Origin of the sequence: Brevundimonas vesicularis NBRC 12165 (genome assembly GCF_001592205.1) — a bacterium.
GTDB classification, from domain to species: domain Bacteria; phylum Pseudomonadota; class Alphaproteobacteria; order Caulobacterales; family Caulobacteraceae; genus Brevundimonas; species Brevundimonas vesicularis.
The window spans coordinates 265,555-286,016 of record NZ_BCWM01000001.1 but is presented as its reverse complement, the minus strand read 5'-3'; the positions used below and the strand labels follow the sequence as shown (position 1 = coordinate 286,016).

Here is a 20,462-nt window from a genome sequence, read left to right as displayed (position 1 = left end):
GGCACGCCGTCACAGAATCCGTGCAAGGATCGGAATCGTTCTTCAGTTCGAGGTCGCCCGGACCCATGCCTTACGAAGTCTCGCCATCGCCTGTCGCGCCGGTCTCCACCTCGCGGCTGTGGACGGTCGGCGCCAGCATCGGCATCGCCATCGTGACCCTGCTCGTGCTGGCGATTCTGCATCCCGAACTTGCGAACTGGCTGGTCGGCGGGGCGGTGATCGTGGCGGCCTCGGCCTGGCTGTTGAACATGAACGAGGCGGCCAGGGCTGAGCCGGCGGCCAACCAGGGCGCTGCGACCGAGCCCGCCATCGACATGGTGACAGGCGATCTTCTCGACCGGGTATTCGAGGCGCTGGACGATCCGGTGCTGGTGGTCAGCGGCGGCGAGCCGGACGACATCGCCGGGCGACGCATCGTCATGGCCAACAGCGCGGCGCGCGACCTGCTGCGCATTCAGCGACAGGGCGCCTTGCTGGTTCAGGTCATTCGCGAACCGGGCGTGCTGGAGGCGGTGGACGAGGCCCTGTTCGGCGGGACGGCGCGAACCACGGATTATGCGACAGGCGGTCAGCGCGACCGACGCTGGCGCGCCTGGACCCGGCCGCTTTCACTCGAAGAGTCAGCCAAGGCCGGGTCGGAGCTGGCCCTGCTGATCCTGCGCGACGAAACGGACTCGCGCCGCATCGAGATGATGCGCGTGGACTTCCTGGCCAACGCCAGCCACGAATTGCGCACGCCATTGGCCTCGCTCAGCGGCTTCATCGAGACCCTGAAGGGCCACGCGCGTGAGGACGTGGTCGCGCGGGACCGCTTCCTGGACATCATGTCGGCCCAGGCGGACCGGATGGGGCGGCTGGTCGCGGATCTGCTGTCGCTCAGCCGGATCGAACTGAACGAGCATATTCCGCCCTCCGGCCGCGTCGATCTGGACCGCGCCGCCTCCGACGTGGTCGACGCCATCAGCGTTCTGACGCGCGAAAAGGAGATCGCCATCACCTTGGATCAGGGCGAGGCGAGGGCGTCGATCAGCGGCGATCGGGACGAGATATTACAGGTGGTGCAGAACCTGCTCGACAACGCCGTCAAATATTCGTCACGTAACGGCACGGTCGAAATCTCGGTCCGTTCGGATCTGTCGTTCGATGAGGCCTGGGCCTCGCGCATGCCTGGCGCCACACGACTGCCGCTGGTCACGCCGGACCGCACGGCCGGCGTCTCCTATGCCGCCGTCACGGTGCGTGATCATGGGCCCGGCATGGCGCGCGAACACCTGCCCCGCCTGACCGAGCGCTTCTATCGGGTCGAGGGTCAAAAGAGCGGCGAGCGGCAGGGAACGGGGTTGGGCCTGGCCATTGTCAAACACATCATCAACCGTCACCAAGGCGGTCTGGTGGTCGAAAGCGCGCCCGGCATGGGCGCCGCCTTCACCGCTTGGTTTCCCCAGCCGATAGAGCGACGCTGAGGGCGCGACGGACGGTCGCTGTCACCCAACTGTCATCGACCCGTCGTAATCCGCTGACCATTCGCAGGCAGTAGTCGCGCCGCGTTGGTCCCGATGTTCAGGACCGTCGTCGATTCGCGCACGGCGCTTCGGACTTCTGAATGATCTGGATTTATCTGCTGATCCTCGTCGCCTTGAGTGCGGCCGCCTTCTTGGGCGGACGCACGTTGGCGCGTCGTCGTGCGATCGGCGCAAAACCCCATTCCCGCCCCGGCCAGCACGGCGCCTATGCGCTGATCTGGGTCGCCGCGCCGGCTCTGCTGGTCTTGATCCTGGCCTCGGTCTTCGCCGCCCCGCTTCAGCGTCAGCTGACCGCCGTCGGCACGCCTGATGCGGTCGCGGCGCTGGAGCCGTTCCGTCGCGACGCCTTCTTCGCCGACGCCCACCGCGTGGGTCGCGGAGAGGCAGCGCTCCAGATCTGGGAACGCCCGCTGGCCGAACAGCTGCCGGTCGAGGCGCGCCGCATGGTTCGCATCGAACGCACCCTGTCGTGGGGCGGCGGTGTCGCCGCCATCCTGGCCGCCATCCTGGGCGGCCTGTTCGCCCTGACGCAGATCAAGCCTCAGACGCGCGCCCGCAACCGGGTCGAGGGCTGGATCTACGGCGCCCTGTTTATCTGCTCGGCCATCGCCGTCCTGACGACCCTGGGCATCATCGCCTCCCTGGCCTTCGACAGCTTCCGCTTCTTCCAGAAGGTGCCGGTTCTCGACTTCCTGTTCGGCACGCAATGGAGCCCGCAGATCGCCATCCGCGCCGATCAGGTCGGGTCCTCGGGCGCCTTCGGGGCTGTGCCGCTGTTCGCCGGCACCCTGCTAATCATGGTCATCGCCATGTGCGTCGCTGCGCCCATCGGACTGCTGTCGGCTATCTATCTGTCGGAATACGCCGGCCGCACGACCCGCGCGGTGATCAAGCCGCTCCTGGAGATCCTCGCCGGCGTGCCGACCGTCGTTTACGGCTTCTTCGCCGCCCTGACCGTCGGGCCGTTGCTGCGGGTCTTCTTCAACGAGATCGGCCTCTTCCTGATCGGCGGACCGCTGGACGGGCTCGGCCAATACCTGGCTCTGGTTCAGAACCAGATGGCCCTGACGGCCGGCGCCGTGATGGGCATCATGCTGATCCCGTTCGTGTCGTCCCTGTCCGACGACATTCTGAACGCCGTGCCTCAGTCGCTGCGTGACGGCTCGTTCGCCATGGGCGCGACCAAGTCCGAGACGGTGAAGCGGGTTCTTCTGCCCGCCGCGCTGCCGGGCATCGCCGGCGCCCTGCTGCTGGCGGTGTCGCGCGCCATTGGCGAGACCATGATCGTGACCATGGCCGCGGGCCTGGCCGCCAACCTGACCTTCAACCCGCTGGACACCGTCACCACGGTCACCGTGCAGATCGTGACCCTGCTGACCGGCGACCAGGAGTTCAACAGCGCCAAGACCCTGTCCGCCTTCGGCCTGGGCCTGACCCTGTTCCTTGTGACCCTGATGCTGAACATCATCGCCCACCGGATCGTGCAGACCTATCGGGAACAATATGACTGACGCGACCCCCGATCAGATCGACGGCGCGGCCGCCAAAGGACGTCTCGACCGCCTGCGTGCAGGTCTGAAGCGTCGTCACGCCAAGGAAACACGCTTCAAATGGTATGGCCGCCTGGCCATCGCCGCCGCCATGCTGTTCCTGGCCGTGCTGCTTGTCCGCATCGTCGAGCAGGGCCACACCGCCTTCTACACCCACACCGTCACCGTGCCGGTCTTCATGGACCCGGCGCGCGTGGATCGCGCCTATCCGCAGGGCTCAAACTTCGAGCAACTGGCCGCCGAGCAGCAGCTGGCCCGCATGGGTATTCAGGACGACGCGGCCGGGACGAAGGCCGCGCAGATGAAGCGGTTGTTCTCGTCGGAGCTGAAGTTCGTCGCCGCCGATCTGGTCGCCAAGCGTAGCGAAGTCATCGGCGAAACCGTGCCCCTGGCCGTGCCGCTCTCCGACGACGCCGATCTGTATCTGAAGGGCGAAATCTCTAGGGAGACGCCTGAGGATCAACGCCGCCTGACCGACCAGCAGATTGCCTGGCTGGACCGGATGCAGACCGAAGGCGTGATCGGCTCGCACTTCAACACCGCCCTGTTCACCAACGGCGATTCGACCCAGCCCGAGCTGGCGGGCGTCCTGGGCGCCGTGGTCGGTTCGGCCCTGATGCTGATGGTCACGGCCCTGATCGCCATTCCGCTGGGCGTTGGCGCGGCCATCTGGCTGGAAGAGTTCGCGCCCAAGAACAAGCTGACCGACATCATCGAGGTCAACATCAACAACCTCGCGGCCGTGCCGTCGATCGTCTACGGCCTCTTGGGTCTGGCCCTCTTCATCAACTGGATGCATCTGCCGCGCGCCAGTCCCATCGTCGGCGGTCTGGTCCTGGCGCTGATGGCCCTGCCGACCCTGGTCATCGCCACCCGTTCGGCGCTGAAAGCCGTGCCCCCGTCGATCCGCGAGGCCGCCCTGGCTATGGGCGCATCCAAGACCCAGACAGTGTTCAGCCACGTCCTGCCGCTGGCCATGCCCGGCGTCATGACCGGCGCCATCATCTCGATGGCCCACGCCCTGGGCGAGACCGCGCCGCTGCTGCTGATCGGCATGGTCAGCTTCGTGCCGGGCGTGCCGCACGCCATCGACCAGCCGGTCGGGGCGCTGCCCTCGCTGATTTACATCTGGGAGAACGCCTCGGAGCGGGCCTTCCACGAACGCACCGCTGCGGCGATCATCGTCCTGCTGGTCTTCATGATCATCATGAACGCGGCGGCCATTATCCTGAGGCGGCGCTTCGAGCGTCGGTGGTAAGAGAATGAAATTCCGTATTTTCCGCTCCGCCGAGGACCAAACCGGCGCCGGTTCGGTCGATCCGACCGAAGCGCCGCGCATGGGCGGTCAGGTCCTGCCCGAGATCGCCCCGTCCAAGAGCGCAGCCGCCGAACCGCGCGTCGAGGACGCCACGCCCCGGTCTGGCCCCGCCGTGGTCGACAGCCCGCCCGTCGGTCCGATCAAGATCGCCGCGCGCGACGTCTCGGTCTTCTATGAGGGCAAACAGGCGCTCTACGACGTCTCGCTGGACATCCCGGACAAGACCGTCACGGCCCTGATCGGCCCGTCGGGCTGCGGCAAGTCCACCTTCTTGCGGACCATGAACCGCATGAACGACACCATCGCCGGCGCCAAGGTCACGGGCCGCATCGCCATGGACGGCGAGGACATCAACGACCGTTCCATCGACCCGGTGCTTCTGCGCGCCCGCGTCGGCATGGTGTTCCAGCGTCCGAACCCCTTCCCGAAATCGATCTACGAAAACGTCGCCTACGGGCCCAAGATCCACGGCCTGGTGTCGTCCAAGGCCGAGATGGACGAGGTCGTTGAAAAGGCGCTGAAGCGCGCCGGCCTGTGGGAAGAGGTCGCCGACCGCCTGCAATCGTCGGCCATGGGACTTTCGGGCGGTCAGCAGCAGCGTCTGGTCATCGCCCGCGCCATCGCCGTAAACCCCGAAGTCATCCTGATGGACGAGCCCTGTTCGGCGCTGGACCCCATCGCCACAGCGCGGATCGAGGAGCTGATCGACGAACTGCGCGAGCGGTTCTGCATCGTCATCGTCACCCACTCGATGGCCCAGGCCGCGCGCGTGTCGCAACGCACCGCCTTCTTCCACATGGGCCGTCTGGTCGAGACCGGGGATACGGAAGACATCTTCCAGAATCCGCGCGAACGGCGCACGCTCGACTACATCACGGGACGCTTCGGCTAATCCGATGAACCAGCACACCGTCAAAGCCTATGGCGACGAACTGAACCAGATCACGGCCGAGATCGCCCGCATGGGCGGTCTGGCCGAGGCCCAGGTCGCGGACGCCATCGACTCCGTCGCCCGGCGCGACATCGCCCTGGCCCGCGCCGTGGTGGAACGCGATCTGAAGCTGGACGCCCTGCACCGCGATATCGAGAAGAAGGCGATCCGCCTGATCGCCCTGCGCCAGCCGGTCGCCAGCGACCTTCGCCGCACCCTGGGCGCCATGAAGATCGCCACCGATCTGGAGCGCACAGGCGACCTGGCCAAGAACATCGCCAAGCGCGCGCTGATCCTGGCCGAAGCCCAACCGATGCAGCCCCTGACCCGTTCGATCGAGCGGATGGGACGGCTGGTCTCGACCCGCCTGCGCGATGTGTTGGACGCCTATACGGCCTCGGAACTCGATCGGGCCGTCGCCGTCTGGCAGACCGACGACGAGGTCGACGAGCACTACAACGCCCTGTTCCGCGAACTGCTGACCTACATGATGGGCGATCCGCGCACGATCGGCGCCTGCACCCATCTGCTCTTCATGGCCAAGAACCTGGAGCGGATCGGTGACCACGCGACCAACATCGCCGAGACCGTTCACTACGAGATCACGGGCGAGGACATCGTGGGCGAACGCCCGCGCGCCCAGCCCACGGCTGAGGATTCCGATCCGACGCCGAACCTTTCGACGCACTGACCCGAGACCGGAGACCCGACGTGCAGCCCTATATCCTTGTGATGGAAGACGAGGACGCGCTGGCGACCCTTCTTCAGTACAATCTCGAAAAGGAAGGCTACGACGTCGCCGTCGCCGCCGACGGCGAGGAGGGCATGCTCCAGATCGATGAGCGTTTGCCCGATCTGGTGCTGCTGGACTGGATGCTGCCCAAGCTGTCGGGCATCGAGGTCTGCCGTCGCATTCGCGGCAAGGCCGAGACCCGCAACCTGCCGATCATCATGCTGACGGCGCGCGGCGAGGAGAGCGACCGGGTTCGCGGTCTGGACACCGGCGCCGACGACTATCTGACCAAGCCTTTTTCGATGGTCGAGCTGATCGCGCGCATCCGCGCCGTCCTGCGACGCATTCGTCCGGGCCTGGCCGACGACCGCTTGAACCACGGCGACATCGTCGTGGATCGCGTCTCGCACCGGGTGAAGCGCAACGGCAAGGAGGTCCATCTGGGCCCGACCGAGTTCCGCCTTCTGGACCACTTCATGCAGCACCCCGGACGGGTGTTCAGCCGCGAGCAGCTGCTGGACGCGGTCTGGGGCTCGGACGTCTATGTCGAGGCCCGCACCGTCGACGTCCACGTCGGGCGCCTGCGCAAGGCCCTCGCCATCGCCGACGAAAGCGCCAATCCCATCCGCACGGTCCGCTCGGCGGGCTATTCGCTGGATCTGGAAGGCTAAAAGAAGAAGGGCGGCTCCCGGAGCCGCCCTTTTCAAATTAGATCTGCTCTGCGACGACCTCGTCGGGGTCCAGCGCATAGACCGTGGCGCAGTATTCGCAGGTGACGCGGATCTTGCCGTCGTCCTCCAACATGTCGGCGCGCTCGGCGGGATCGAACGAGGCCAGGACCGAGGCGATCCGTTCGCGCGAGCAACGGCAGACGGCCGTCAGTTCTCGCGCGCCCTCCAGCCGCACGCCGTCCTCGTGGAACAGACGGAACAGCAGCGTCTCGGGCGAGATCGTCGGATCGACCAGCTCGTCATCGCCCAGCGTGCCGAACAGGGCCCGCGTGCGGTCCCAGACCTCTTCGGTCGAACCGCGGGCCTCGTCGCCGGCGATGATCTGGATCATCGCGCCGCCGGCGCGCCATTGCGATCCGGCCCCGGTCTGAACCTGGCCGACGGCCAGACGCACCTTGGTCGGCACCTGTTCCGACTGCTGGAAATAGTGTTCGGCCGCCAGCGACAGGCTCTCGCCTTCGATCGGCGTGATCCCTTGGGTGCGCTCGAAGTCGGGGCCCCGATCCAGCGTCATGATAAAGACGCCCTGGCCCAGCAGCGATCGGGCGCCGGGACGGGCGAAGCCCTGCGACGCCTCGGCCACCTCGGCCTCGTCGTAGCGACAATAGCCGCGCAGCGACCCGTCGGTGCCATAGTCGGCGACGACGTAGCGCACGGGGCCGTCGCCCTGAGCCTGGACCAGCAGGCGGCCCTCGAACTTCAGGCTGGAGCCGATCAGGGCGGCCAAAGCGCAGGCCTCGCCCAGCAGGGCGGCTACCGGCTCGGGATAGGCGTGGGCGGCCAGGATCTTGTCGATGGTCGCGCCCAGGCGAACCAGGCGACCGCGCACGGGCCAGCCTTCGATCTGGAAGGCGGCGGCCAGATCGTCGGAAACGGGAGTGTTGGACGCGTGATCGGTCACGGCGAGGTCCTTTGGGGCGTCATTTCGGGATCGCGGCTATGTAGGCGCCCGCGGGCGGCTTGATAAGGGGCTAATCCGCCCGCTCTGGGGGAGGGCGACGGAACCGATTTCGGCGCGGATCGCTCTTTTGGCTCAAGCGGAGCCGTCGCTCTGTTCATGAAACCAATAACTGAAGAGGTTCCGCCGATGATCCGCGACATCGATCCGATCGAAGAGATTCGCAAACACCCCGGCATCACCGCCGGCAGCCTCCTCGCGGTCGCGCTCGGCGCCGTCGCCGTCGTCTATCTGACGCAACGCAGCGGCCCCACTCGTTACCAGCGCATCAAGTCGCGTATCGATCCGCGCGGCTGGGTCGATACGTCCGAACTGCGCGACCGTTTCCATGACGCCGTGGACGCCTTCCGCCACCGCGCCGAGGATGTCGGCGAACGCGCCGGCGCGCTTTCGCGCGACGCCCGCCACCGCGCCGCAGACACCGCCTATGACGTGCGCGACCGCGCCGACGACTGGTTCCGTTCGGCCCGCAAGGACGGCAAGAAGGCGCTGAAGAAGCATGGCAAGACGGCACGCCGCTATGCTGACGACGCCGGTCAATATGCGCGTGACCACGCCCGCGAAGGTGGCGCGCTGCTAGCGGTGGCGACCATCGCCGCCGCCGTCGGCGCAGCGGTTCTCGAAAGCCGTCGTCCCGACAGCCACGTGCGTCGCATCGCGCGCTTCTGATATTTTCGTGCCGCTCGCCCTGTGAAACTCGCGGCGGGCGGCAAACTTTTAGCGCATCTGCCCACAGTGAGCAGCATCGCTCGGCTTTGCCGCAGGCGCGAAGGCCGCTAAGACGCCGCCCATGAGCGCGCGCCCCACCCTGATCTTCGACTTCGATTCGACCCTGGTCGATTTCGAGACCCTTGAGGCTTTGGCCGACATCGCCCTGGCGGACGCGCCGGGCGCATCCGACACTCGCGCCCAGATCGCCGCCCTGACAGATCAGGCTATGGCTGGGGAGATCGAATTCGGCGAGGCTTTGCGCCGCCGGCTGGCGCTGCTGCCGCTGACCCGCGCCCATGTCGCCGCCCTGGCCCAGAGCGCGTCGGACCACCTGACGGCGTCGGTGCGACGCAACCTGAACTTCTTCCAGCAGCACAAGGGCAAGGTCGTCATCCTCTCCGGCGGCTTCCGCGAGGTGATTGCGCCCGTCGCCGAAGAGCTGGGCGTCTCTGCCGATCGCGTGCTGTGCAACGATCTGATCTATGACGCCGACGACCGCGTGGTGGGCGTTGACGACGCCAACCCCTTGTCGCACGCTAACGGCAAGCCGACCGCCATTCACGGCCTGAACCTGTCCGGTCGCGTCGTCATGGTGGGCGACGGCTGGAACGACGCCGAGGTCAAGATCGCGGGCGCCGCCGACGCCTTCTACGCCTTCACCGAGGTCGTGCGCCGCCCGCCGGTGGTCCAGGTCGCCGACGCCGAGGCCGCGTCGCTCGACGAGGTGCTCCATGCCGAAGGCCTGGTCGGCCGCTGGTCCTTCCCGCGCAGCCGCATGAAGATGCTGCTCCTGGAAAACATCCACCCCGCCGCCGTCGAGCGGCTGGAAGAGGCGGGCTATTCGGTCGAAACCCAGAAGGGCGCGCTGGACGAGGACGATCTCATCGCCGCCATCAAGGGCGTCCATGTCCTGGGCATCCGCTCCAAGACCACGGTCAGCCGTCGTGTGCTGGAACACGCCGATCGCCTGATGGCCGTCGCGGCCTTCTGCATCGGCACCAACCAGATCGACCTGGACGCGGCGTCGGATCACGGGGTGGCGGTGTTCAACGCCCCCTATTCGAACACCCGCTCGGTGGTCGAGCTGGCCATCGGCCTGATGATCGTCCTGATGCGCGACGTGGCGGACAAGTCCTCGGCCATGCACGTCGGCAAGTGGAACAAGTCGGCGACCGGCTCCAAGGAGCTGCGCGGCAAGACCCTGGGCATCGTCGGCTATGGCGCGATCGGCAGCCAGTTGTCGGTGTTGGCCGAAAACCTGGGTATGCGGGTGCTGTTCTATGACCTGTCAGAGCGCCTGGCCCTGGGCAATGCACGCCGCATGCGCTCGCTGGACGCGCTGCTGGCCGAAAGCGACGTGGTCACCCTGCATGTCGATGGCCGCAAGGAGAACGCCAACATCTTCGGTGCGGCCCAGTTCGGCCGGATGAAGGAAGGCGCGTTGTTCCTGAACCTGGCGCGCGGCCATGTGGTCGATGTCGGCGCCCTGTCCCAGGCCATCGGCTCGGGCCGGGTCGCCGGCGCCGCCGTCGATGTGTTCCCCGAAGAGCCGCGCACCAACGCCGACCCCTTCGAGAGCCCGCTTCAGGGCTTGCCCAATATGATCCTGACGCCGCACATCGGCGGCTCGACCGAAGAGGCGCAGGAGGCCATTGCCGAGTTCGCGGCCGAACGCCTGCTGGGCTATCTAAACCGGGGCGACACGACGTTCAGCGTCAACCTGCCCAACGTCCAACTCTCCGAGGTGTCAGGCGCGCACCGCATCCTGCACATCCACAGGAACCAGCCGGGCGTCCTGGCCGAACTGAACCGCGCCCTGGCGTCGGCGGGCTTGAACATCCTCGGCCAGCACCTGAAAACGGACGAGCGCACGGGCTATGTCATCACAGACGTGGACCGCGACTACGATCCAGAGGCGCTGCGCGAACTCAAGACGGTGCCGGGCACGCTGAAGTTCCGCACGTTGCAGTGATACGTCGCTCGCAAATATCTTCTCAAAGCTGACCTCGCGGCATCTTGCGCTCTGCGCGAACTGGCGCATCCTCACGTCGAACGGCCGCGCAACGACGGCTGCGGGAGGAATTTCATGTCACGCTTCATCACCGGCGGCGCCGTCGCCGCTCTGGCGCTCGCCGCCTGCGCCTTTGCCGGCTCGGCCTCGGCCCAGACCTACAACCGTCTTGTCGTCTTCGGCGACAGCCTCAGCGACAACGGCAACCTGTTTCTGATCTCGGGCGGGACCCAGCCGCCGTCGCCGCCCTATGCGCGCCGCTTCTCGAACGGTCCGACCTTCGTTGAACTGCTGGGCTTCAACGCCGCCAACTTCAACGGTTCGGTCACGGGCAGCATCAACTACGCCTTTGGCGGCTCGCGCACTGACGCCTCGGCCGGCGTACCGTTCGGCATGCTGAACCAGCTGTCGCGCTACACCGCCGCAGGCGGCCGCTTCAGCTCGACCGATCTGGTCAGCGTCCTGGGCGGCGCAAACGACATCTTCCAGGGCCTGCCCGCCGCCGGCCTCACAACCAATCCGGTCGCCGCCATCACCCCGGTCGCCACTACAGCTGCCACTAACGTCAACACGCTGGTCAACACCGTGGCGGGCGCCGGCGCTGGGACCATTCTGGTCACCAACCTGCCCAAGCTTAGCCTGACGCCTCTCTTCCGCGGCCAGATGGCGGCGCCGCTGGCCGACTATGCGGTGACCACCTTCAACACGGCGCTCCAGGCCAATCTGACCGCCACCGCCGCCGCGCGTCCGGGCAGCAACATCATCATGATGGACCTGTTCAAGGTCAGCGACACCCTGGCGGCGAATCCAGGATTGTTCGGCATCACCAATATCACTGATAAGTGCTTCAACGGGGTGACGGTTTGCGCGAACCCCGACAGCTATTTCTACTTTGACGATGTCCACCCGACCGCAGCGGGCCATCGGATCATCGCCCAGCTGGCGACCGACTACCTCTACTATGGCGACATCGGCGCTCAATCGACCTTGCAGGGCGAGACGGCCTATCGTCACCGCGAGGACGCCTTGGACGCCGCCGGCGAGGCCCTGTCGGGTCGCCAGCCGTGGGAGGCCGGCGTGTCCGTCACCACCTCGGCCCTGATCGACAGCGTCGACACCGACGCGCGCGGCTCGGTCACCAGCTCGTCCAGCGACGGCTGGGGCGCCCGTATCGCGCTCGAGGCCGGTCCTTCGGCCAACTGGCGCTTCGGTCTGGCCGGCACGGCGCGCAACACCGACGTCGAAAGCCAGGCGCTGCAGTTCAACGTCGAAAGCTTCGGCCTTGACGTCTATGGCGGCTGGCGCTCGGGCGATGTCTTCGTCAACGCCGCCGTCGGCGTGGCGCGCGCCAACATCGACGACATCGAACGCACCACCAGCCTGGCGCCGATCGTCCACACCGCCGAAACCCGCGCGCTCAGCAGCGGCGCGCGTCTGCAAGGCGGCATGTGGTTCGACATGGGCGGCGTTGCCCTGTCGCCCCGTGCGGCCCTCGCCTACGTGTCCAGCGACGTGGACGGCTATTACGAACAGGGCGTCGGCGCCCAGTATCAGTACGGTGATCGCACCGTGAAGGCCCTGACCGGCGAGGTCGCCCTGCGCGCCGAGGCGGAAATGGGCGGGTTCGGCCTGTTCGCCGAAGGCGGCTACCGCGACGCCCTGGACGACAGCTCCGATCCGGTGCGCGTCGGTCTCTACAACAACCCGGCCCAGGTGCTGTCGCGCGAGATCGACGATCCGTTCGGCGGCCAGTTCCTGGCCTCCGCCGGCGTCGAGGGGTCGCTTGGCCCGGTCAAGGTGACGGTCGGCTATCGCGGCCGCTTCGGCGACCACGCCGACAGCCACATGGGCGGCATTCAGCTGAAACTGCCGCTTTAAGCGGCAGGGGCGGGAAGGGGCCTCAGCGCCCCTTCTTCCTCACCCACATGGCGGCGTCGGCCTCGGTCAGCCACACCTCGGCGTCGGTATGGCCGTCCCAGGCGCGCACCCCGAACGAGCCGCCCAGTTCGGTTTTCTGGCCGTCCCAGACGAAGCCCTCGGTCTTCAGCGCCTCGGCCAACTGACGCGCCTTGGCCCGGCCCTCTTCATAGCCTGCGTGCAACATCAGCAGGGCGAACTCGTCGCCGCCCAGCCGCCCCACCGCATCCGACTCGCGCAGATTGGCCAGGAACAGCTCCGCCACCGCGACCAGGGCCGCATCGCCGGCGGCATGGCCCAGGCTGTCGTTGACGCTCTTGAACCCGTCCATATCCAGATACAGCAGCACCGCCGGCACCCCGTGCCGCTGGCAATAAGCCATGGTCCGCTGCATCGCCGTGATGAAGCCGCGCCGGTTCAGGGCGGGGGTCAGCACATCGTGGTCGGCGGCGGCCTCGGCGGCCGCGGCGCGCGTCTTCCACGCTTCCAGCTCGACGCGCAGGCGCGCGATCTCGGCGGTCAGGTCGTGTTCGGCCACGTCGGTCACGGCGCAGGGATGGCTCCGAAGGCGCGACTCAGTCTGCGTCGCGCGGTCGAACGATGGTAGAGCGTGATCCGCCGACATTGAAGGCCGACATTACGGGCCGACGCGGCTGAAATCACGGTGTTGCGGTTGCGGGCGTCACCCGCGTGCTGTAACCGGCGCCTTTCCGCGAGGGGCCTTGCAGACATGGCGACTTCCGAAACCCCGGTGGCGATCATCATGGGCAGCCGGTCCGACTGGCCGACCATGAAGTTGGCCGCCGATCGCCTGGATCAACTGGGCGTCGCCTGGGACGCCAAGGTCGTCAGCGCCCACCGCACGCCCCAACGCCTGGTCGAGTTCGCCACGGGCGCCAAGGCCGCCGGATACAAGGTCATCATCGCCGGGGCAGGGGGCGCCGCCCACCTGCCGGGCATGGCCGCCTCCATGACCGAACTGCCGGTGCTGGGCGTGCCGGTCCAGTCCAAGGCGCTGAAGGGCATGGATAGTCTGCTGTCGATCGTTCAGATGCCGGCGGGCGTTCCGGTCGCCACCCTGGCCATCGGCGAGGCGGGCGCCGCCAACGCCGGCATCCTGGCCGCCCAGATCCTGGCCCTGTCGGACGAGGGCTTGGCCGGACGCCTGGCCGCCTTCCGCGCCGCCCAGACCGAATCCGTCGCAGAAACCGTCGAGGACTGAGTGCCTGATCTTCCGCTTCCCCCCGGTTCGACCCTCGGCATCATCGGCGGAGGCCAGCTGGGCCGGATGCTGAGCCAGGCCGCATCGCGTTTGGGCTTCGACGTCGTGATCCTGGACCCCGAGGCCGACAGCCCGGCCGGCCGGGTCTCGGCGCGCCAGATCGTCGCCGCCTATGACGACCCCAAGGCCCTGTCGGCGCTGGGTCGCGCCGCCGATGTCGTCACCTTCGAGTTCGAGAACGTGCCGGCCGAATCCATCGAGCGTCTGGCCGAGGCCGGCGCCCTCGTCGCGCCGGGACCGACCGCGCTTCGCGTGTCGCAGGACCGGGTGGACGAAAAGACCTTCCTGAACGCCGTCGGCGCCCCGACGGTCGCCTTCGCCGTCGTCGATACGCTGGACGACCTGGTCGTCGGCCTGACCGAACTGGGCCTGCCCGCCCTCCTGAAGACCCGCCGCGAAGGCTATGACGGCAAGGGCCAGGTCTGGATCCACACCATCGAGGACGCGCCCGCCGCCTTGGAAAGCCTGGGCGGTCGTCCGGCCATCCTGGAGGCCAAGGCGACCTTCGTGCGCGAACTGTCGGTCATCGCCGCCCGCGACTGGGACGGCCATATGGCGGTCTATCCGCTGGGCGAGAACCGGCACGAAGGCGGCGTTCTGCGCACCACCCTGGCCCCCGCCGCCGTGGACGAGAAGACGCAAGTTCGCGCCCGCGCCATCGCCGAGGCGATTCTGGACGGGCTGGACTATGTCGGCGTTCTGGGCGTCGAACTGTTCGACCTCGGAGATGACGTGCTTCTGGTCAACGAGATCGCCCCGCGCGTTCACAACACCGGCCACTGGACCCAGGACGGCTGCGTCTGCGACCAGTTCGAACAGCATATCCGCGCCGTCGCCGGCTGGCCGCTCGGCCCCACGACGGCCCACGCCCGCATCGAAATGACCAACCTGCTGGGCGACGAGGTCGAGGATTGGCGCAAGCTGTCGGCCAAGTCCGACGAACGCCTGCACCTCTACGGCAAGGCCGAGGCCCGCCCCGGCCGCAAGATGGCCCACGTGAACCGGGTGCTGAGCGTCGTCTGATCAGCCGACCTTGGTCGCGTTACACCGCACGAAATTGAGCACGCCGTTGGGAATCGGTTTGCTCTCGACCCAACAGACCTTCGGCTTCACTCGTGACGGCGGCTCTTGGTAAGAAAGTGCGCCCAAAAGCGCCGACCCTGCCAAAACGCCTACGCCACTCAAGGCGATAGTCTGTCGCATCCCACACCCTCCGTTGAAACGAAGGGTCGCATCGGTTGCGCTTTTCGGCAACCTTGACGCGTTCGCCTTACGCCCTCGCCCCATACCGCATGCGGCTCAGCGCATCGCTGACCTTTCGGAACGGCGCGTCGAAATCCTTGCCCGCCTTCCACTTCTCGAAGGCCATGACGTTTTCGATCCGGCGGGCGACGAAGGCCTCCGCCGCTTCGCGGCCGTCGAACCAGCGCATGGTCAGGGCGGGAATCAGGATGCCCGACAGGATCGTCCGCTTCGAATAGTGATTCCAGTCGGTCGCCTCGTCCCCGGCCCAGCGCCACAGATGATCCGCGCTCTCCCAGGCCAGTTTCAGGCCCAGGTCGGCGTTGACGGGTATAGCCAGGAAGGCGGCGCAGCGACGCGTGGCCTCCAGATCGGCGGCGCCGGCCTCCATCCGCTCGGACACGGCGCGGGCGATTCGCTCGCGAATCTTCAGCGACTTGGCGTCGATTTCATCCAGAGCCGCCAGCGCTCGCGCATCGTGGCGGCGCGACAGCAGGGCCGCCAGATCGCGCGCGCCGTTGGGCAGCAGCAGTTCCTCGTCGCCCTGCGATAGTCCGGACGCCTCGCAGGCTTCGCGCACCAGACGCGCGCTCCAGCCCAGGGCGGGCGCGCGGGCGATGGCGGCGTCCAGCACGGTCTGTTCGGTCCGGTCGGCCCAGTCTGTCGTCTCGGTCATAAGGGCGATCATACGCCGGTCGTCATGGCGTTTCGAGCCTTGAAGAATGGTCGCGACGATCTGGACAGAAGGAGGCGGCTCGTGTATCAGCGCGCCTTCATCCGAGAGCCCGGCTGTCGGAAGACGATTTTATTTTGTTCGCCCGTCTCCCTCACAGGACGCGGCGGGCGGCCAAAGGAGAGTTTAACCTGGTTCAGATTTTCGTTCGCGACAACAACGTCGACCAAGCGCTCAAAGCCCTGAAGAAGAAGATGCAGCGCGAGGGCAGCTTCCGTGAAATGAAGCGCCACGTGCACTTCGAGAAGCCCTCGGAAAAGCGCGCCCGTCAAAAGGCCGAAGCCATCCGTCGCGCCCGCAAGCTGGCGCGCAAGCGCATGCAGCGCGAGGGCCTGCTGCCCGCGCCCAAGCCGCGCGTTCCCGGCGGTCGTTAAGACCCCGGCGAAAGCCCAAAGATTTAAGGCCGCTTCCTTCGGGAAGCGGCCTTTTTCTTTGCGTTTCATTTCTGCGGAGCGTGGTGGAGGACTCATGAAGTCCCACAGAAGAAGCGCGGCGCCACCTCCCCATCGCGACGCGACAGGGAGGGGACAACCGTGCTGCCTACGCCCGTCCGGTAATCGCCCGGCCGAAGCTCTTCCAGCTCAGCTTCACGTCTGACAGCGCGCCGGCGCGGAACGCCCGCCCGGCGATCCACACCATGAAGGCGGCGGTCGCGAACATGCCGATCAGCGTCAGAATCACCTCCACCAGCGGCGGATCGCTGGGCGCGCGGGCGCTCATCAGGAAGGGGGTGAAGAAGGGGATCCAGGACAGAACCTTGACCACCGGCGCATCCGGGCTGGTCAGGGCCATCTGCATCACCAGGATCGGCACGACCAGGATCATCATGATCGGCCCCATCAGGGTCTGGGCGTCGCGCGGCGTCTCGCAGAAGGCGCCGATGGCCGCGAACAGCACCGCATACATCAGGTAGCCGCCGACCATATAGGCGATGAAATAGAAGATCAGGCCGTCGTGCAGCAGCACCTGTCCGACCGTCGCGGCCGTCTCGGGCGATGCTGAAATCAGGGTGAAGGCCCCGATCCCGCCCCAGACCCCCATGACCGTCAGGGTCAGCAGCGCCACGCCCAGCACCTTGCCCGTCAGGATTTCGGTCGCCGAGGCCGAGGACAGCAGCACCTCCAGGATCTTGTTCGACTTCTCCTCCATCACGCTGTTCAGCAGGATGGAGGCGCCGGTGATCACCAGCGACCACAAGAGGAAGCCGACGCCCAGGCCGATGAAGGACGGGATTCGGTCACGCATCGACACCTCGCCCCCGCTGGCGGCGCTGGGCGAGAAGGACTTCACATCGGGCCGGAAGGTCTGAACCTCCTGCGCCACGGCCGGGGCGACCCCGGCTGCAGTCAAAAGCTCGGTGCGCCGCGCATCACGCAGGGCGTTGCGGACAAAGCCGGAGACGTCATTGTCGGTGGCGCGCGCGGTCCAGACCTGGGCGGCGGGCTTGCCATCCGTGCGGCTCAGGAAGACCACGGCGTCGAGGCGCCTGGCCTTCGAGGTCTGCTTGTCCAGCGCCTTGCGGATCGCCTCGTCACGGGCCGGGCCGACGGCGTCGGCGATGGCGGGCGGCGCGTCGACCAGACGGATCTTGGGGCCGGTGATGGAGGCGACGGCGCGCCCGGCGCCGGCCTGTCCCTTTTCAGCGGCTTCGCGCAGGCGTTCGTTCTGACGATCCACATCCGCTTGCAGAGAGGCGCGAACGGCGGCGGCCAGACCCGTGGCATTGGGGCCTTCCTCGATCACCGCCACCGACTTGATCGGCTCGGAGGCCTTGATCAGCGCCGGAATGCCGCCGCCCAGCACGGCGAACAGGGGAAAGGCCAGAAGCGACAGCCAGAAGCCGACGGTCTTGGCGTAGGCGACATATTCGCGTCGCGCGATCAGCAGCGTGCGGTTCATCGGACAGCCTCCACGGATGCGACGGGTTGGTCGGGATGGTCCCCGGTCAGGCCGATGAAGGCGTCGTGCAGCGTCGGCTCCTTGAGCGCAAAGCCCCGCACGTCCAGGCCGTTCAGGAAGGCCGTCTTCAACGTATCTTGACCCCCAGCGCCGGGTGCCAAGGCGATCTTCAGGCGACGCACGCCATCCACGTCGGACAGGGTCTCGACGCCCGCCACGCCGGGCAGGGCGGCGGCGGCGTCCGCGCTGATCGCACCATCCAGATCCAGGAAGCGCGGCGAGGTGGCCTTGGCCTGATCCACCGTCCCCTCGAACGCCTTCTTGCCACGCGCCAGCAGCACGACCTTGTCGCACAGCCGCTCGGCATGCTGCATCACGTGGGTGGAGAACAGCACCGTGGCGCCGTTCGCGGCCAGCCCGCGAATCATCGCTTCCAGGCCCTGCTGGTTCATCGGGTCCAGACCGGAGAAGGGCTCGTCCAGGATGACGAACTCAGGCTGGTGCACGACCGAGGCGATCAGCTGCACCTTCTGCGCCATCCCCTTGGACAGCTCCTTCATCTTCTTTCTCTGCGCCTCGCCGAGCCCCTGCTGCTCCAGCAGGGTCTTGGCGCGCTTGCGGCCTTCGGCGACCGGCAGGCCTTTCAGCGCGCCAAAGAAGGCGATGGCCTCGACCGGCGTCATCTTTTTATAGAGGCCGCGTTCCTCGGGCAGGAAACCGATCCGATCGCGCACCTTGCGCCCGTCGTCGGCGCCCAGGATCTCGATCCGCCCCGACGTCGCCGGCTGCAACCCCAGGATCATCCGCAGGGTCGAGGTCTTGCCCGCCCCGTTCGGCCCCAGAAAGCCGCAGATCGACCCCTTCTCGACCTGAAAACTCAGATCGCGCACGGCGTGGAAATCGCCGTATCGCTTGTTCACCCCATCCAGCGTCAACGCCGCCATGTCGCCTCCCAAATCCCTGTCGTCAGCCTAGAATCCGACGACAGGGGACGCCAGCGACTTCGGCGCGGGGGCGCCTATTTCACCACAGGCAGGTCGATATAGGAGGCGTCGTCACCCGCGTGATGGACGGCGTTGTCGGCGACCACGCCCTGGCTCTCGGTTTCGTTCGGTCCGCCCGTGTTCAGGTTGCGCACGAACTTTGGGAAGTTGGAGCTGGTGACTTCGACCCGGATACGGTGACCGGGCTGGAAGGTGTTGCTGATAGTCAGCGGCGTGGGCTGCACGGTCGCCACTTGTCCCGGCGTCAGGGGCGCGGGGCGGTCATAGCCGTTGCGATAGCGCGCCCGCATGATGGTGTCGCCCAGGATATAGGCCGTGCCGTCCGGCGCCACGTCCACCAGCTTGACCGCGAAATCGGTGTCGGGCGCAGAGGACGACACCTTCAGCACCGCGTCGATGAAGCCGGTGACCTGCATTGGCTCGGTCAGCGCCTCCGACGTATAGACCAGCACGTCGTTGCGCGCTTCGATCGGTCGCTGATCGAAGGCCCCGGCCGTGACCAGCCCACCGTTGCAGCAATCGCCGCCGCCGATGGTCTGGACCGGGTTCATCGGATCATAGCGATAGCGGTCGGCCGGCTCGCCGGCGGGCGGCGCCTGAAGGCTCAGCAGGCCGTCGCCGTTCAGGCTGTTGGCCGCACCGCCCGAGCGCAGATACATCCGCACCGTCTTGACCCCGGCCGGCGGCCACTGCGCGGCCGTGCGCCAGGCGTTTTCGCCCATGTTGAAATACTGCACGTGCGGCGTGCTCTCGGGGAAGGCGCGGCGCTCGCCCTTCAGCCAGCGATCGAACCAGGCGTGCACCAGGGCGTCGCTGTCGAATGTGGCGTCGCCCAGCGGGCGGTCGCCCGACTTGTAGTTCGGCCCCAGGCCGCCAAAGGCGCAGTGGTTGTTGGGGCCGACCACGACGTACTGGTTCTCGGCCGCCTCGCGATCCTGGGTCGTGGATCGGGCGTGGTTGAACAGCTCCATGTTCGGCCCGATGGAGACGTCATACCAGCTGTTGAACCAAAGGGACGGCACGCCCCAGCCCATGTCGTCGTGATACAGGCCGCCCTGACGCCAGGCCGGATCGGATGGGGTGCGCGCGATCAGTTCCTCGAACGTGCCGGCCGGCTCGCCCAGGTCCTTCAGCATGTCATTGACCGGCAGATGCCGGATCTGGCTGGGCCAATTCACATCCGGCTTCTTGGCGTCCAGGTCGTTGTAGCGGACGATCCGGGCGCGGGTTTCCTGGTCAATATCCATCGGGATCTGGGCGCGCTGCGGATTGTCCACGCCGTAAAGCCACACGAAGAACAGGTTGCGCGGCACGCCCCCGGTGTACCAGTTGCCCTGTTCTTGGAACCGTCCGACCTTGCCGATGCCGGCGCCCGAAGCTTGGGGCACCATGGCGGCGTGGGCGGGGTGGTTCTGGGCCGCCAGGGCCAGCTGCCATTCGGCGGAGGACGAACAGCCCAAGGTGCCGACCTTGCCGTTCGACCACGGCTGGGCCGCGATCCACGTCAGGGCGTCATAGCCGTCGGTCTGGGGATAGCCCAGGATCTGATAGTCGCCGCCCGAGAAATACCGTCCCCGCTCGTTCTGGATGACGAAGGCATAACCCTTGCTGACCCAGCTCAGGGCCGAGCGTGTGGTGCGGGCGTTGTACGCCAGCTCGTTATAAGGCGTGCGGACAAACACTGTCGGCAAGGGGCCGGATGCGTTCTTGGGGCGATAGACATTGGTGGCCAGTCCCACGCCGTCGCGCATCGGCACCATGACCGCCATCTGCACATCCGCCAGGCGCGACAGCTCGGCCTGTGCGGCGGCGTCGCTGTAGCGCCCGTAGTCCTGCGCCGAGGCGGCGATGGGCGTGGCGGCCAGCAGGCCCGCGACGACGGCGGCGACGATCTTGTTCATGTCCATCCCTCCCAGAAC

Annotated in this window: 18 protein-coding genes; 12 read left to right on the top strand and 6 right to left on the bottom strand. The window is 67.1% G+C overall.

The features are described 5' to 3' along the window. The first annotated feature begins 65 nt into the window (after positions 1-65). The 6 genes from BVE01S_RS01445 to phoB all read left to right on the top strand — a co-directional run bounded on the left by BVE01S_RS01445 (position 66) and on the right by phoB (position 6,726). Entirely contained in the window at positions 66-1,463 is a 1,398-nt protein-coding gene (locus BVE01S_RS01445) for an ATP-binding protein (protein WP_066623252.1), read from the top strand. Between the two features lie 140 nt (positions 1,464-1,603). Further along, positions 1,604-3,034, top strand: coding sequence for a phosphate ABC transporter permease subunit PstC (gene pstC, locus BVE01S_RS01440; RefSeq protein WP_066623251.1), 1,431 nt, complete (start codon positions 1,604-1,606; stop codon positions 3,032-3,034). Then, a complete protein-coding gene (gene pstA / locus BVE01S_RS01435) occupies positions 3,027-4,331 on the top strand; it encodes a phosphate ABC transporter permease PstA (RefSeq protein ID WP_066623249.1) in 1,305 nt (434 codons plus the stop codon). The genes pstC and pstA overlap by 8 nt, the downstream gene beginning before the upstream one ends. Before the next feature lie 4 nt (positions 4,332-4,335). Next, on the top strand, positions 4,336-5,283 hold the full coding sequence (gene pstB / locus BVE01S_RS01430) for a phosphate ABC transporter ATP-binding protein PstB (RefSeq protein ID WP_066552072.1): 948 nt from the start codon (positions 4,336-4,338) through the stop codon (positions 5,281-5,283). Positions 5,284-5,287: 4 nt separating this feature from the next. Further along, positions 5,288-6,013 (top strand): phosphate signaling complex protein PhoU, encoded by a 726-nt coding sequence (phoU, locus tag BVE01S_RS01425; protein WP_017505976.1) that lies wholly within the window; start codon positions 5,288-5,290, stop codon positions 6,011-6,013. Between the two features lie 20 nt (positions 6,014-6,033). Next, entirely contained in the window at positions 6,034-6,726 is a 693-nt protein-coding gene (gene phoB, locus BVE01S_RS01420; RefSeq protein WP_017505977.1) for a phosphate regulon transcriptional regulator PhoB, read from the top strand. Positions 6,727-6,763: 37 nt separating this feature from the next. On the opposite strand, the gene BVE01S_RS01415 is transcribed toward phoB, so the two are convergent. Continuing rightward, positions 6,764-7,687, bottom strand: coding sequence for an Hsp33 family molecular chaperone (locus tag BVE01S_RS01415; protein WP_066623245.1), 924 nt, complete (start codon positions 7,685-7,687; stop codon positions 6,764-6,766). A 186-nt stretch (positions 7,688-7,873) separates the two neighbouring features. Here BVE01S_RS01415 and BVE01S_RS01410 point away from each other — a divergent pair, with 186 nt between their 5' ends. The 3 genes from BVE01S_RS01410 (at position 7,874) to BVE01S_RS01400 (ending at position 12,344) form a co-directional block, all read left to right on the top strand. Continuing rightward, positions 7,874-8,413, top strand: coding sequence for a hypothetical protein (locus BVE01S_RS01410; RefSeq protein WP_055755006.1), 540 nt, complete (start codon positions 7,874-7,876; stop codon positions 8,411-8,413). Positions 8,414-8,534: 121 nt separating this feature from the next. Continuing rightward, positions 8,535-10,427 (top strand): phosphoglycerate dehydrogenase, encoded by a 1,893-nt coding sequence (gene serA / locus BVE01S_RS17505; protein ID WP_066623242.1) that lies wholly within the window; start codon positions 8,535-8,537, stop codon positions 10,425-10,427. A 114-nt stretch (positions 10,428-10,541) separates the two neighbouring features. Continuing rightward, positions 10,542-12,344 (top strand): autotransporter domain-containing protein, encoded by a 1,803-nt coding sequence (locus BVE01S_RS01400; RefSeq protein ID WP_066623240.1) that lies wholly within the window; start codon positions 10,542-10,544, stop codon positions 12,342-12,344. A gap of 22 nt (positions 12,345-12,366) precedes the next feature. Here BVE01S_RS01400 and BVE01S_RS01395 read toward each other — a convergent pair whose 3' ends face one another. Next, a complete protein-coding gene (locus tag BVE01S_RS01395; protein WP_055804230.1) occupies positions 12,367-12,930 on the bottom strand; it encodes a GGDEF domain-containing protein in 564 nt (187 codons plus the stop codon). Between the two features lie 183 nt (positions 12,931-13,113). Between BVE01S_RS01395 and purE the strand changes: the two genes are divergently transcribed. Then, positions 13,114-13,605, top strand: a complete 492-nt coding sequence (gene purE / locus BVE01S_RS01390; RefSeq protein ID WP_066623238.1) for a 5-(carboxyamino)imidazole ribonucleotide mutase — start codon at positions 13,114-13,116, stop codon at positions 13,603-13,605. Then, a complete protein-coding gene (locus tag BVE01S_RS01385) occupies positions 13,606-14,688 on the top strand; it encodes a 5-(carboxyamino)imidazole ribonucleotide synthase (protein WP_066623236.1) in 1,083 nt (360 codons plus the stop codon). Positions 14,689-14,935: 247 nt separating this feature from the next. Here BVE01S_RS01385 and BVE01S_RS01380 read toward each other — a convergent pair whose 3' ends face one another. Further along, positions 14,936-15,583 carry a COQ9 family protein gene (locus BVE01S_RS01380; RefSeq protein ID WP_066623371.1) on the bottom strand — a complete coding sequence of 216 codons (648 nt, stop codon included), beginning with the start codon at positions 15,581-15,583 and terminating at the stop codon, positions 14,936-14,938. A 188-nt stretch (positions 15,584-15,771) separates the two neighbouring features. On the opposite strand from BVE01S_RS01380, the gene rpsU reads away from it, so the two are divergent. Beyond that, positions 15,772-16,014, top strand: coding sequence for a 30S ribosomal protein S21 (rpsU, locus tag BVE01S_RS01375; RefSeq protein WP_026108547.1), 243 nt, complete (start codon positions 15,772-15,774; stop codon positions 16,012-16,014). A 166-nt stretch (positions 16,015-16,180) separates the two neighbouring features. Here the strand turns inward: rpsU and BVE01S_RS01370 are convergent, their stop codons facing one another. The 3 genes from BVE01S_RS01370 to BVE01S_RS01360 form a co-directional block, all read right to left on the bottom strand. Beyond that, a complete protein-coding gene (locus BVE01S_RS01370; RefSeq protein WP_066623229.1) occupies positions 16,181-17,539 on the bottom strand; it encodes an ABC transporter permease in 1,359 nt (452 codons plus the stop codon). Continuing rightward, complete coding sequence (locus tag BVE01S_RS01365; RefSeq protein ID WP_066623225.1) at positions 17,536-18,483, bottom strand: ABC transporter ATP-binding protein; 948 nt, start codon at positions 18,481-18,483, stop codon at positions 17,536-17,538. The genes BVE01S_RS01370 and BVE01S_RS01365 overlap by 4 nt, the downstream gene beginning before the upstream one ends. 74 nt (positions 18,484-18,557) lie before the next feature. Then, the gene (locus BVE01S_RS01360) at positions 18,558-20,444 is read right to left on the bottom strand and encodes a CocE/NonD family hydrolase (RefSeq protein WP_167544814.1); all 1,887 of its coding nucleotides are present in this window, start codon (positions 20,442-20,444) and stop codon (positions 18,558-18,560) included. Between the last annotated feature and the right edge of the window lie 18 nt (positions 20,445-20,462).